This window comes from Stieleria sedimenti (assembly GCF_025060895.1).
Lineage (GTDB): Bacteria > Planctomycetota > Planctomycetia > Pirellulales > Pirellulaceae > Stieleria > Stieleria sedimenti.
Map to the genome: position 1 here is coordinate 11745 of NZ_JANZKV010000343.1, position 14730 is coordinate 26474.

Consider the following 14730-nt stretch of genomic DNA (forward strand, 5'->3'; position numbering starts at 1 on the left):
AAGCCTGCACACCAACACGCATGCCCGTGCCATTGAGTCCTGCCCCCTTTATATCCGCTGCGCTCGACCTTCCCTAACAGGGAGGGTGATTGGCGATGTGTAGATGCCCATGCTGAAACATGTTCCGCAACGGTAGGGACAAACCAAACCGGGGGCACCGCCACACCGTTCAAAACGATCGCCAATCCACACCCAGCTTTTCGAAGTCGGCTGCGGCGGTCAGGAAGTGGGCGGTGATCCAGTAGATGTTCCATTGTTCGGCGTAATCACCGCGCATCCCTTCGACGACGTCACGCGGATCATGCTGTTGGTAATTGGTTTGCAACAATTGCTCGCCCTGGACCCCGGTCGCCAGATCCGTCATCTGCCCACAGCTGACGAACATGATTTTCGCGAGCTGGCGATAACGCTCGTCACCGGTCCAGTCGGCCAGTTCCCAATAGGTGGGAGTGAAGACGACGCCGAACACATCCAGGTGTTGGTTCTGCACCGAGACGCCGGTCCAACCGCGCGTCTTCAAGTCATGATCGGCCAAACGTCCCGGCGGCAACGTGACGTCCCAGACATACAGATAACTTAAGCAGACGTCACCGGCGTGAACCGCCGCGCGGAGGTAGCGGGGATCGCGGGTCGCCCGATACAGTGCGGCAAACCCCTGCAACGCGGCCCACGCCCCCTCCTTGTCTTCACAGCGGGCGTCCAACGTGCCGCCCCAATACGGTTCCTGCATGTCCAGATGACGCTCGATCGTGTGATCGGCCAACTTGATCGCCGCGGCCATCCACCGTTCGTTCGACGCGTAGCCGCTGCCTTTGACCAGGGGCGCGATCGCAAACGCTTCGTTGGTCGACACGGGCCGCCAATCGGTGTTCAGAATACGATCGGCGATCGCGTCCAGGTGTGTCGCGACGAATCGCATCCATTGATCTCGATGCGGATGATCCGTTTCGGTGATGGCATCCACCATGGCGTGAAGCGTCTGGGCCTGTGAAAGCGGGTTCTGACGTGGAAGCCAGCGGTGCAATTGGTAGTCATAGACGATCGGAAAACCATCGCCGTAGGGAGCTTTCCGCGTCGGGGCTGATGTCAGGAAGTCGAGCGCGTCGGCGGCCCGCCGTTTCCATTTGTCCGGTTGATCGGTGTAGGGTTGAAGATCCATCTTCAGCAGCGCTCGCGGAGCGACTTCGGCGCGATCGGCCCAGCCCATCATGATCCACGGGTTGCTGCCCGGCGGTCGCGTGCGGAAGCCGGCACAGTGGTCGTCTTCGTGCCAGCGATCGAACGTGTCATTCATCTTGGCGGCCATCACGTCCGCCGGACGCGGCAGCGAGCGATCCGTGCGGGGATCAAACAAGTCGATGGATGTCCAAAGCGGAAGTCGAAAACCGTGACCCGGATTCGGTGCCGGAGCGAACTGCAACCAAAACTCTTTCTCGATGATCGCGCCCGGCGGGATGTCGACCAAGTGCGCGTCTTCGTACGGCAAAAACATCGTTTGCCGCGCCTTGACCACGCCCCGGCGTCCGTTGGACGCGGTGGGTCCACTTCGCAGGGTCATCTCAACGGTCCCATCACCGGCCACCAAACCGAGCGACCACCACAGGTCCGCGCGTGCCGCGAAGGGCAGCCGCGACGGTCGACTGTGGAGCGCCGCCACCGCCTCACCCGTCCGTTCGACCGCGGCAAACGGCAACGGATAGCGATGCTCTTCGTACAACGCCGCTTCGCCCGGTCGGCCGGACCACGTGGGCACGCGCGAGGCATCGATTCGGGTGCCCGACGGGTTGCCGTAATAATTGATGCCGGGCAAGAACGGTTGCAGCGTCGCACCATCAGCCGAATCGACCACGAATCGGACCGACAGCACGACCGGTCCGCTGGGCTTTTCTCCGCTGTAGTGCCAGCGCCGTTTGGCTTGCACCAACCCCTGAGGCGTCACCCGATAGGAGTCGCGGATTTCCCAAACGCCATCGACCGTGGAAACCGTCCCGGTGGCGATCGACCATGGCCCACGTCGCTCCACGTGGTCGGGTTGGCCGTGGTGCCACGCCGTCGACGCATTCTCGCTCCATCCGGTACCGATCGACCACAGCCCTTCGGTCGGCGAATGCAGTGCCGATGCGCCCAGTTCGGGATGGCCCAGCGTCAGCCCGTCTTGATCGATGGACAACGACGGGGCGGTCTGGGCTGATCCGGTCTGGGCCGATCCGTTCTGTGACGCGATGGCAAGCAAGCAGAAGATGGCAACAGTCCGAGCGATCGATCGCGTCGGCATGGACGGGAGATAGGGCATTGGGAAGGCGAAACGGGGGGCGATTGCTAGGGTGAAACCGCGGGCTTGGTCAGCTCTTTGACGGCATCGACGAGTTGCCGCACCTCGGCTTCAAGCTCTGGCAAGACCGTGGAGGCGGAGTCCAGGTCTCCATCGTGGGCGTGATTTTCCAATTGTTTTGCCGTCGCGACAACCCGCTTGGCGGCAAACCAATCGGCAGACCCCTTCAGCGTGTGCGCGCCGCGTCGCACTTGATTGGCGTCCTGGTTGGTCAGGCCTTCGCGTATTTCATGGATCATCTTCGGGCATTCGTCGATCAACAGCTGCGCCACTTCCTTGACGCCCTGGGCTCCGCCGGGAATTCTCGTCTGGGCGAATTCCAGGTCGATCACGTCGGTGGATTCCGCTGGCGCCGCGGGCGCCGTCACGTCAGCGGCGGGGCCGGATTCGGCCGGAGAGATCTGTTGCAGGGTGCTGCTGAGTTGTTCGGGGTCGATCGGTTTGGAGATATAGCCGTCCATGCCGACCTGCAAGCACTTTTCGCGATCGCCCTTCATTGCCGCCGCGGTCATCGCAATGATCGGTGTGTGTCGGCCGTTCGGTTGTTCCAGTTCACGGATCGCGATCGTTGCTTCCAAGCCGTCCATTTCGGGCATTTGCACGTCCATCAGCACGACGTCATAGCGTTCGTTGCGAACTGCGTCGACGGCTTCTTTGCCGTTGTTGGCGATCGTGACGAAGTGCCCCCGCATCTGCAACAGCCCGACGGCGACACGTTGATTGACCAAACCATCTTCGGCCAGAAGGATCTTCAGCCCCGTGGACGGTTCTGCCTGGTCGACGGAATCGGGTTGCGACGTACGATCCTGGGCGGCCCGTTCGCCGAACACATCCAGCAGCGTCTCGAGCAACTCCGACTGGACGACCGGCTTGGTCATGTACCGCAGGATCCCCAGTTCGCGGCAGCGGTCTGCATCGCCGGGCCGCGCCGCCGAGGAGATCATGACCAGGGTGCAGCGGTCGATGCGCTGATCCGCGTGGATGCGTTCGGCCAATTCAAATCCGTCCATCTCGGGCATCATTGCATCGAGCAGGACAAGCTGATACGGTCGACCATCGGTCGTCGCCTGCGACAGCTCACTCAACGCTGCCGCTCCGCTTTCGACCGTTTTCGGCTGCATCTTCCAATTCGTCAGAATCTCTTCCAGGATTCGACGGTTGGTCAAGTTGTCGTCGACGACCAGTGTCGTCAACCCTTCCAGCGCCGAACGGTCGATCGGCGGCGCGGTCGGCTGTGGCGAACCGAGCCCGAACTCGCAGGTGAAATGAAACGTGGTGCCTTTGCCGAGTTCGCTTTCCAACCAAATCCGTCCGCCCATCATCGCCACCAGTTGCGAGGAGATGGCCAGCCCCAGTCCCGTGCCGCCGAACTTTCGCGTGATCGAAGAGTCCGCCTGCTCGAACACCCCAAACACATTCTTCTGGTGCTCCGGCGCGATGCCGATTCCCGTGTCTGACACCGAGACATGCAATCGCACCTGATCGTCAAACCGGTGTTCTTCGGCCACGTTGATGACGACTTCACCTTCGCTGGTGAACTTGATGGCATTTCCGGCCAGGTTGACGATGATTTGGCGCAGTCGCCCGGCGTCCCCGAGCAGGTATTCCGGTAGATTCGGGTCGATCCGGCAATGCAGCTCCAACGATTTGTCGGCCGCACGAATCCCCAAGGTTTGTCCGGTCTTGCCGATGCAATCGCGCAGGTTGAAATGGGTCGCCTCCAAGGCGAGCTTGCCGGCTTCGATCTTGGAGAAATCCAGGATGTCGTTGAGCAGTCGAAGTAGCGCGTCGGCGGAGTCTTTGACCATCGACAGGTATTCATTCTGTTCGGCGGTGTGTTGCGTGCTGAGCAACAACTCGGTCATCCCGATGATGCCGTTCATCGGCGTGCGGATTTCATGACTCATGTTGGCCAGGAAATCGCTCTTGGCGCGGTTGGCGGCCTCGGCGGCTTCCTTGGCCAGTTGCAACTGTTCGTTTCGCTGCTTCAGCTCTTCGCGTTGCAGTTCGACCTCGCGTTGCAGGCTGACCTTTTCGACGGCGTTGCAGACGGCCCGCTGCAGGTTGTCCGAAGTCAGTTCGCCCTTGACCAGATAATCCTGGGCACCCTTCTTCATCGCTTCGACGGCGATCGATTCGTTGCCCTGGCCGGTCAACATCACGACGGCAAGGTGGTGCTCGGGGACCGCGTCATGGAGTTCGGTGAGGAATTCCAGGCCGTCCAGGTCGGGCAGATTGTAATCGAGCAAAATGCAATCCGGCGGATGGTTCCGGCACGCTTCAAGCCCATCTTCGCCGCAATCCGCTTCGGCCACGTCGTATTCGTTCCAGGCTTGCTGGCTCAACAGTCGCCGGTAAACCTCACGGTCTTCGGGGCTGTCGTCGACGATCAAAATACGAAGCGTCATGTCTCAGTCGTCGGTCTTGGGGAACACCACGATTTGGAACCAGTAATCCTTCAGCCGCTGAATCGCGTTGACGAATCCAGCCAAATCCACCGGCTTCTGGATGTAGCTATTGGCCCCGAACTCATAACAGGCTTCGATGTCCCGTTCGTCGGTCGACGTCGTCAGCACGACCACGGGGATCTTTTTCAACTCAGGATCTTGCTTGATCTCTTCGAGCACTTCGCGACCATCGGTCCCGGGCAGATTCAGGTCCAGCAGGATGATCCCCGGACGCGGCGCGCTGTCGGCCGAAGCGTAATCGCCACGGCGGTGCAGGTAATCGAGTGCCTCGTCACCGTCGCTACATCGATACAGTGAATTGCGAAGCCCCGAGGACTTCAAGGCGCGGACGGTCGCTTCAAAGTCCTCCGGACTATCTTCGACGATCAAGATCGGTTGATTGCTCCAGTCGACCATCAGTCACGGGTCTCCTCTTCATCGGGTTTTGCACAATCGGTTCGAGTCACGCGACGATTCCTTTTTCGAGCGTGAAATAAAACGTGGTGCCTTCACCGTACGTCGATTCCAGCCAGATTTTACCACCATGTCGCTCCACAATTTTCTTCACAAACGTCAGTCCCGCGCCGGTTCCGCCACCGTACTTGTCCCGGGCGTGAAGCCGTTTGAAAATTCGAAAGACGGACTCCTGGTGCTTTTCTCGGATGCCGATCCCGTTGTCACGGACATAAAAGACGAAGCCGGTTGGGGTCAGATCGTTTCCGCCGCACTCACCATGTTGCTGAAAACCGATTTCGATCCACTTCTCCGCCTTGTCATTGTACTTTACCGCATTGGTGATCAGATTGCGAAAAACTTCAACGATTCGGACCGAGTCACAGGCCACGGTCGGCAATTGTCGCGGGACGCGCACCTCGATGCCCTGTTCCTCTAAAGTAATATGCATCATGTCGAGAACTTGTTCGATGACGTCGTTCAGGTCGGTCGGAGCGATCGCCAATTCGGCGCGGCCGACGCGGGAATAGTGCAGGAGCGAATCGATCAGGTTTTCCTGACGCAAACACAACCGCTGTAGCGTCTCAAGTTTTTCGTGACCGGCCTCGTCTAACTTCCCGGCATAGTCTTCGGCGATAAACGAGGAGTATCGTGAGATCCCACGCAACGGTTCCTTCAAATCGTGTGAGACGATGTAGGCAAAGTCATCGAGTTCTTGATTGCTGCGTTCGAGTTGCGCGTTGGAATCGGTCAGTTCCTGGGTCTGGGCTTCGAGTCGACTGGTCCGCTCTCGTACCAGTTCCTCCAGGTGCGTACGATGTTTTTCCAACTCTCGATCCCGTTGTTGGATTTGGTCGAGCATGGTGTTGAAGCCGTTGCAAAGCACGCCGATTTCGTCACCGGCATTGCTGTGCACGCGAGCGGAAAAATCCCCTTCGCCAGACACCTTCTTGGTCGCAGCGGCCAATTCCAGGATCGGTCTGGCAATCTCGCGCTGCAGCAGTGAGCCGAGCAGGATCGCGATAAACAGACAGATCAACAGCGAAAGCGTCGCGAGGAAGATCTTGTGACGCGTGTTCTTGTACAGGTCCTTTATGCTGGCACGCAAATAGATCCTGCCGACCGGAATCTCTTGCAGTTCAATCGGCTGAGAAACGTGCAGGAACTCGCCCTTAAACAAGACTTGATCCTGCTCGTGATTCAATGGCAGTTCGTCTGATACCGATTGATCCGCTTTGTAGGATGCGAACCGATTCCCTTCGCCGTCGAAGATCTGCACAAAAACAACCTTGGGTTCCAGTCGCGCCGACGCCAGGACTTCGGCACAGGTCTGGCGGTCGTCGAATAGAATCGTGCTGCTGCTGGCCTCGCCCAACGTGACAGCCAACACAGTGAACTGAGCCACCATGGCGACCTTGGCCGACCGATGCTGTTCGATAAGTCCCGCAACGGTCGACAACAACAACACGATGCTGACGACGGCAACCAACGAACCTGTTAATTTGACTCGAATCGACAGGTCTCGTAGCGGTCGCATGCGGATGGGTCCTGGTTTGAAGACTTAAAGCGGCGTGACAACACCCAAGCGAAGCAGAGGCGACTTGATCTTCAAGCCTTCATTCCGCGCGAGGGTATCATTGATCACCATCTTGAGACGTTGGTCTTGAAGATCGTTCCAATAACAGATGATCACGCCAGACTTGGCAAACGCTTCCGATTCTGCTTTGCTACTCGCTTCTCCAACCAGCACGACAGATTGGTTCTTGGTTTTCGCTAATGCCGCGCTCACACGATCCTGGACGGTCTCCGCTGGTACTCCGGGGGCAGAGGATCGTGAGATAAACAAAATGTGGCACGGACGGTAGTTCCTCCGAAACGCATCAACCGTTGCGTATTCAATCACCTTAATCCGCTTGCCCTGAATCACCTTGAGCGACTTGGGAAACTTGCTCGCATGGATTGCGAATCCGTTCCCGCTGGGACGCACGTACGGTCCGAAGGGGTTGTTTCCCAGTACGCCGATCACGAAATCTTTGTCGGCACCCGGAAAAGGTTGTTCCGGCCATTGAATGTACAAACCGAAGAACGCGAACCAGCCAGCCTTGATGTCGTATTCGCTGACCGCTTGGGGTTGTTGGGCGCGGAGGACGTGGTCGCCAATCAGCGCGTTGCCGATCAAGAGAGCACAAAACAATGAAAGTGAGCGGCGCATCTGCAGCCTCGCGGACCTTTGTGGCGTCCGCCTTTCCAAACGGGTTCCGGCACCACCGCGGCGTGTGGATTGAATCAGCCGATGGACGCGAGCCCACGGCCCCCGGAGCGTGTTCCTGCTATTCAACTTAGTCATTGTGAACCGGCCGGGCAAGAATTCTGGGACCGTGGTGTGAAGGATCACCCGCTAAAACGTTCGCTGGACCGTCAACGCGATCGCCGCAGCCTCCGAGCGGTAGTAGGCGCGTCGCAGCACATTGCGTTTGTTCAGGTCTTGGTCGATCCAGCCGAGTACGTTGTAGAAGTCCAACCGCATCTGACCTTGACCACAGCAGATCTTGCGTTGGATGCCGAAGTCGAGGAAGTAGCTGCCGCGGAAGGCTTTCTTGTAACCCGGATCGGCCAATGGCAGAAATCCGTTGGGGCTCGGCAAGCTGGCGTTGTAGTTGGCCAGGTCTTCGTCACCGGGAAAACCCCAGTAGGCACGCAGCGACCCGCTGGTGCTCCACAGATCGTTCCAGTCGCGGTTGGCGTACAACTTGGTCAGCTGTGGCGACCAACTCACCAGATCGCTGCCAAACCCATACGGCTCGGCGGTGATGCCTTGGTTTCGCGTGATGTCCGGAAGTTCTCCATTGAGCAGTTGGGTGTAGGAGTGCGAGATCGACCATTGCTTGCGTTCGGTCCGGAACGACGCCTCCAACTCCAACCCCGCGATGTCAAAATTTCCCAAAACGTTCTGTCGTCGCGGCTCCGTCGTCGGATCAAATCCGATGGCCGTGTAGTGTTGGTAGAATCCGCTAGCCGAGAAGAAGCGGTGATCGCAGGGGCGTCGCTCGTATCGAAACTCTGCGCTTTCGTTTTCTTCGTTCTCGGCGAAACTGCGTGACTGCACGAACTGTCGCCTCAAATCGCCATCGGTGCCGCGGCGATTAGCGACCGACCAAATCGCTTTGTAGGTGTCGCGTTCGTTGGCTTCGAACACTAACGCTGTCCGTGGCGAGAGTAACCACTCACTGTAGGTGTGCTTGTCGCTCCGGAGTCCGGCGAACGCGGTCCAGCGTTCATTGAAACGCAACACATACTCGCCCAATATCGAAAACGTATCCGTTTCCCACGGGCCTTCGATGTCGTCGGGCACGCCTTCGACGTTGGCCGGCAATCCGGGATATCCGGGACTCGGCAACCCAAACCACTCGTACGAAAGTGCCGTCCCGAACGCCAGGGTGTGCCGCTCATTGGGCGTCCATCGTGCCAGCAGACGCGTGTAAAACTCGTCTTCGCGGTTCGTGATGATGCCGTCTTGCGGAGTGAAGCGTTCGAAATCAAACAGATCCCAACTCGCCATCCACTCGATATTCAGGTTGTCGGTGCACTCAAACAAGTACTTGCCGGCAAACGTCAGTTGTTGATAGCCGGCTTGGGACGTGAGCAAGTCGTCAAAACTGTCTCCGGGACCTGCCTCTCCCGCCGGCGCGAGGGCGACGTCACGCCGATCAGGATCGATTTGTTGACCGCCACGCGTGTAGCGGACCCAGGCGTTGAGATTGCCATCGGTGACCTGTGCGTGAAACTTGTGTTTCGGCTTGGAACGATACCCGCGGCCGTCGTCCTGAAGGTCAAACGTTACCGGCTCGCCCGCGGTCACCGGAATATTGTCTCGGGCAAGGAAGCTGCGCCCGAACACCAACGGCGCATCGGATGGATCCGCGCCGTCCTGGGTTGCGATGCCGTAGTAGACGAACACGCCTGTGTCCTCATCGAACTTGCGGCCATAACGCAACTCGGTCGCCGTGAATTCGTCGATGAAGCCTTGCCGGACGGTGGCGTCGAGTCCCTGGAACGTCAGACCGGTGTGCGTTTGCAAGTTGATCACACCGGCGATGGCACCCGGACCGTCGGTCGCCCCGCCGGGACCCCGCAGAACGTCGACAAGGTGAAGATCACCGAGCAGCGGCAGATCGCGTTCGTGATACGCACCGGACTCTCCCCGGTTGTTCATGATCCGGCCGTTAACCTTCAACAAGATCTTATCATCGCGGTCGCTGATGATGCCCCGCATGCCCATTTTGGGACCGGTGGCCACTTGATGCACGTGCTGGAAATTGGGCACCAGAATATCCAACAGTTCGTCCAGGTTGCGTGCCCCGGAGGACCAGATCGTCGGGGCACCGATCCGTGTGACCGCAGCCGGGGTGATTCGGGAAATCGCCGGAATGCCGCCACCGATCGAGACGGGAGCGATTTCGTCGATCGTGTCCAACGTCGCCAGCGTTGCCGGCGCCTCGACGGGAACCAACAGCGGTTGCTCGGCAAATTCTTCCAATGAGGGGAGTTCAAAACCGAGACTGTCTGCCAGAGATTCTTGATCCTCGGCAGCCGGCTCTTCTTCGGCCGGTGACTCGGGGTCGGCAGCGTTGGCATTGTCTGATTTCCCGGCGTCCTGTCCGTCGTCGGTCAGCGGCTCCACCGTCGCCGGCACCAGTTCGGCAGGCGGTGATTGACCGTCCTCGGCCAATTGCCCGATGGCCACCAAACCGAGTCGCCCGGCGGCTGGTTCCTGTCCGACAGACCACGTCTCGAGGCTCAACCCGAGACAGCACAGTGCGGCGAGCGTCGTTCGTTTCATGAGACGGGCGTACCAAAAGGCGCGGAAAAGAATGCATCCCCCTGGTAGTCTGGTCGGCCCCGCTGACGGAAATATTAAGTATTCCGCCTACTGCCCTTAAATCTTACTATGGCGTGCCCCCTGGCCTCGCGCCCTGTCCAGAATTGAAATCTGGGTTGCGTTGGTCGAGCGGAAAAGGGGTCAGGCCGTAACTTGCGGAACGATGAAACGATTACTGGGCCCACAGATGGCAGCGCGAACCCACGGATATTTTGCACCCTGTCATCCGTGGGTTCGCGCTGCTATCCGTGGGTGTTATTTGCGATGGATAGCCCGGTAAGCTTGCTGGAGTGCTACCCCGAAATTAAATGTGGTTGAAGCACTAGATCGTCATTCGGCCGGTGCTATCCCCGATTGAATCGGCCGGAGTGCCCATCAGATCCAGCATGGTCAGGAACAGATTTGCCATCGGGCATTCTTTCCCGGCATCGACGTAACGTCCCGTTTCAATCTGTCCGGCCGCGCTGCCGGCCAGCACGATCGGCAAATCTTCGTGCCGGTGCCGGTTGCCGTCGCTAATACCGCTGCCGTAGAGCACCATCGATTGGTCCAACAGCGAGCCGCCGGCGTCCTGGGTGGCTTCAAGCTTTTCCAGGAAATAAGCGTATTGCTCGACCAGATAGCGATCGATCTTACGAAGATTCTCCACCAGGTCCGGCTTGTCTCGGTGGTGGCTCATGCCGTGGTGTCCGTCACTGACGCCGATCTCGGTGTAGCGTCGGTTGCCTCCGGCGTTGTCCAACATCAGCGTGGCGACCCGAGTCGTGTCGGTTTGAAACGCCAGGACCATCAGATCGAACATCAGCCGGGAGTGTTCGCGGAACGATTCGACGCGGCCGAAAGGGATTTCGATGTCCGGTAACGCCGCGGCGTCTTCTTGCTCGGTGCGTTCGATCCGCTGTTCGATCTCCCGAACCCCCGTGAAATACTCGTCCATCTTGCGCAAGTCGGACCTGCCGAGTTGCTTCATCAGCCGTTGAGCGTCGCCACGAACGACGTCGAGCACACTCTTGCGGATCCGGTTGGATTCCCTCCGCTCGGCCAAGTCACCGCTGCCGAACATGCGTTCGAATGCCAGGCGTGGAATCGTTTCCTTGGGCATCGGTTGCGTTTCATTTCGCCAGGAAATGTTGCTGCTATAGGCACAGCTGTAACCGGAATCACAACTGCCGGCATTGCGGCTGCCTTCGAGTCCGAGTTCGATCGAAGGCAGACGGGTTTGACCGGCCAGTTGCTCCGCGGCGATCTGGTCCACCGAAACGCCCAAGCGGATGTTGCCGCTGGTTTTCAGCGGACGTGCGGCGGTCAAAAACGTTGCACCGCAGCGGGCGTGGTCGCCGGCTCCATCTTTGTAGCCGCGTCCGTTGTCATGCGTCAGGTTGGAGATCACGTTCAGTTTGTGCTTCAGCGGCGCCAGTGGCTGCAGTGTCTCGCTGCACTCCCAATCGGTCGGCTCGCCGGACGGACCAACGATCGGTTTCCACTGCGGCATGATCACGCCGTTGGGCACGAAGATACAGGCCATCCGGACCGGCCGCGGCATCGAATCGGGCGACGCGAACGCGCTGCGTGCCATCGGCGTCATCGCTTCCAACAGGGGAAGGCCCAAGACGGCCGCCGATCCTCGCAGGACAGTTCGGCGATCGACTCTTTTGCGTTCAATTGTATGGGGTCTCGACTTCATCGTTCGGTCCTCTGTTGATGGATTCGCTACCGGCTGGCAGCGTCGGCGTCGAAAGTTTGGAATCGGAATTGGCGGCTGGTCACCACTTCGGTGACAAGATCCGCCAGACGGAATTGGTTGCCGCGCGTGTGTTCGAGAATTTCGTCGATCGTGCAGCGATCGTCCGGGGTCAGTTCGCGGCCGATCGCAAAGGTCAGCAGCCGTTCGGCCAACGTCCGCGCCAGCCCTTCGACTTCGGTCTCGGCCAACATGCCGCTCAACTGAGCCCCTCCGCTGAACGACCGACCGTCGGGCAAGGCACCGCTGGCGTCAATCGGTTTGCCACCCTCTTCGGTCCGATATTGGCCGATGGCGTCATAGTCATCCAATCCAAACCCCAATTGGTCCATCACTCGGTGGCATGAGGCACAGGAGGGACTTTGACGGTGTAATTCAAGTTGTTCACGGAGTGTCGCGTTGTCGCCGGCCGCTTGTGCATCGTCCAGCTCGGGAACGCCGGCTGGTGGATCCGGGGCTTTCGTCCCCAACACGTTTTCCAGAATCCATTTCCCACGCAACACCGGGCTGGTGCGGTTCGGCGTACTGGTCAACGTCAACACGCTGCCGTGGGAAAGCAAGCCACGACGGGGAGTGTCAGACAGCGACACCTTTTCAAACCGTTCACCGCTAAACGTTAAACCGTAGTGCTCGGCCAGGGTTTCGTTGACGAACGTGTAGTCGGCGGTCAGGAACTCACTGATCGGCAGGTTGTTGCGCAGGATGTGCAGAAACAGCGATTCGGTTTCTCGCACCATCGACGATTTTAAATCCTGGTCAAAGGTGGGAAAGCGTTTGCTGTCGGCTTCGTGCTCGGCCAGATTTCTCAGTCCCAGCCACTGGGCGGCAAAGTCCGTTGCCAACGCATCGGCCTTTTGATCCGCCAACATCCGACCGACATGACTCTTTAACCGCTCCAGGTCCAACTCGTTGCGATCGGCTTGATCCAACAGGGTTTGATCCGGACTACTGCTCCACAAAAAATACGACAGGCGGGTCGCCAACTGGTGCGGCGACAGCGGAATGTCGCCGAAGGAATTGGGTTGGCTGTTCGGCGGCGGGGTCTCGACGCGGAACAAAAATCGCGGACTGACCAGAATCGCCGACAACGCGATTTGCGTTCCCCGGTGAAACGATGCACCTTCCTTGACCGACTGCTCGACCAACTGCGCATAGGGCCGAACCTCGTCTTCGGTCACCGGACCGCGGAAAACCTGTTCCATCAAGGGCTGCAAGTTCTTCATCGACGTCTTGACGACGTCGCTATACCGATCGCGTTTCTTGGCCGCAACGTGGCGAACGATTTGAAACTGTTTGGGCGGATAGGCATCCCGCGGATGCTCTCTCGGACCGCTCAGGCGAAACGAACGAAACATGAACGGATAGGATTCCGGATCGATGTTCCTGTCCGGCGAGATCGGTTTGCCACGCTTGGCGAGAATCGACTTGACGCGTTCCGGATCCATCGCCGTGACCGATTCAAATTTCGTTTCACCGACGACCAGTTCTCGATCGTCCAACACGGGCACGAAAATCAGCCGATGTTTGCCTTGGGTCAATTCGATGGTCTCTTGCATCGAATCGGAACCGCCCCCGCCCCCGAAATAATCCAACTCGTCGCTCGCCAACAGCTTTCCCTGCTGATCGCAGATCGCAACCTTGACCGGACCGTGTGACTTGGACGTCGTCCCGCCACGGACATCGATGCGGTACTGGCCATCGAACGGTGCATCCAAATCGATCCAGGCAAAACTGTCGCGATCGACAAACCGGCCGTTGAAACTGCCGATTTTCGGATCGCCGTAGATCGGCAGCTGGTCACCGGGCAGCTCGAGACGTAGCTCGGGCAATTCAGCCGGGTCGATCATCACGTTCTGCGAAACGAACTCGGCCGCTTCGATCAGCTTTTCGATCAACATCGGGCTAAGCGAAAGCACATCACCGTTGTTGTCAAACCCCGCGCCCACCTCGTCGGACGGGAATCGGTCGGCCGGTCGCAGATCGAGCCCGAACAGGTCGCGGATGGTGTTGTTGTACTCGCTGCGATTGAGCCGGCGAACGGTGACCTTGCCCGCACGCGGCGTCAGATCACAGGTCGACGAATACATCGTCGCCTCGAGCGACGCGACCAGTGATTTTCGCTCCTCGATCTCCGGCGTGTCGTAGTCCTCCGGCGGCATCGCGCCGAATCGGACCATCTCCAGCACCCGTTTCACTTCGGCCGTGGTCAGGTCACTGAGCGTTTCAAACGGACTGAGATCCAACCCGCCTTCCTGGACGTCTTCATTGTGACAGTCGACACAATAAGCCTGCATCAACGGCAATCCGGTCGCCTGCCAATTCGCCAGCGCGTCCGCCGCCGCGGGTTCGGATGGCGGTGTCGGTTCCGTGGTTTGCTTTGCATCGACCGGCGGGGCCGCGACGACAACCAGTCCGGCGTCCCATCGAAAGCCGAGCCCTGACAAGAGGACGACCATCAAACTCAGACCGGCAGCTCTTCGACCGTGGGACGAGACCCCACGGTCAGGCTGCAGGTGAAACGGTCGTATTACGATCTTTTGATCGAACACGGAAAAACCAGCGGTTATTGGAGGCGGGACCGGAACGGGAAGCCATCAACGGGGGGCTGCCGAACACGACGCATGCGACGTGTTCAAATTCCGGGGAATGGAGGGACAGTTGATTGTAGGAATCTGGCCACCTATTTCCAGCGAATTCGGGAAGACTGCGGGAATTTGGGTGGGAGAACCAAGGCTGCCCCGGTCAAGCAGCAAAGTTTGCCGCATCCGAACGGCTGAGAGTGCGCGGGGTATCAGCCGATTCGCGGCAGCGAGGACGGTATCCCGGAGGGATTTCAGCGAGTAGCCGGAGGTCAGCGCAGCGCCACCTCCGGAGAGCC

The 14730-nt window shown here is 59.1% G+C and carries 8 protein-coding genes; all 8 read right to left on the bottom strand.

Features of this window, described 5'->3' with window-relative positions:
• Window positions 1–169: 169 nt before the first annotated feature.
• Window positions 170–2293 (bottom strand): hypothetical protein, encoded by a 2124-nt coding sequence (locus tag NZK35_RS33155; protein WP_259636819.1) that lies wholly within the window; start codon window positions 2291–2293, stop codon window positions 170–172.
• Window positions 2294–2319: 26 nt separating this feature from the next.
• On the bottom strand, window positions 2320–4740 hold the full coding sequence (locus NZK35_RS33160; protein WP_259636820.1) for a hybrid sensor histidine kinase/response regulator: 2421 nt from the start codon (window positions 4738–4740) through the stop codon (window positions 2320–2322).
• A 3-nt stretch (window positions 4741–4743) separates the two neighbouring features.
• Window positions 4744–5196 (bottom strand): response regulator, encoded by a 453-nt coding sequence (locus NZK35_RS33165; RefSeq protein WP_259636821.1) that lies wholly within the window; start codon window positions 5194–5196, stop codon window positions 4744–4746.
• Window positions 5197–5242: 46 nt separating this feature from the next.
• Complete coding sequence (locus NZK35_RS33170; RefSeq protein WP_259636822.1) at window positions 5243–6769, bottom strand: sensor histidine kinase; 1527 nt, start codon at window positions 6767–6769, stop codon at window positions 5243–5245.
• Window positions 6770–6793: 24 nt separating this feature from the next.
• Window positions 6794–7444, bottom strand: a complete 651-nt coding sequence (locus NZK35_RS33175) for a YfiR family protein (RefSeq protein ID WP_259636823.1) — start codon at window positions 7442–7444, stop codon at window positions 6794–6796.
• Window positions 7445–7630: 186 nt separating this feature from the next.
• The gene (locus NZK35_RS33180) at window positions 7631–10072 is read right to left on the bottom strand and encodes a TonB-dependent receptor plug domain-containing protein (protein WP_259636824.1); all 2442 of its coding nucleotides are present in this window, start codon (window positions 10070–10072) and stop codon (window positions 7631–7633) included.
• A 361-nt stretch (window positions 10073–10433) separates the two neighbouring features.
• Entirely contained in the window at window positions 10434–11795 is a 1362-nt protein-coding gene (locus NZK35_RS33185) for a DUF1552 domain-containing protein (protein ID WP_259636825.1), read from the bottom strand.
• A gap of 26 nt (window positions 11796–11821) precedes the next feature.
• On the bottom strand, window positions 11822–14308 hold the full coding sequence (locus NZK35_RS33190; protein ID WP_259636826.1) for a DUF1592 domain-containing protein: 2487 nt from the start codon (window positions 14306–14308) through the stop codon (window positions 11822–11824).
• Between the last annotated feature and the right edge of the window lie 422 nt (window positions 14309–14730).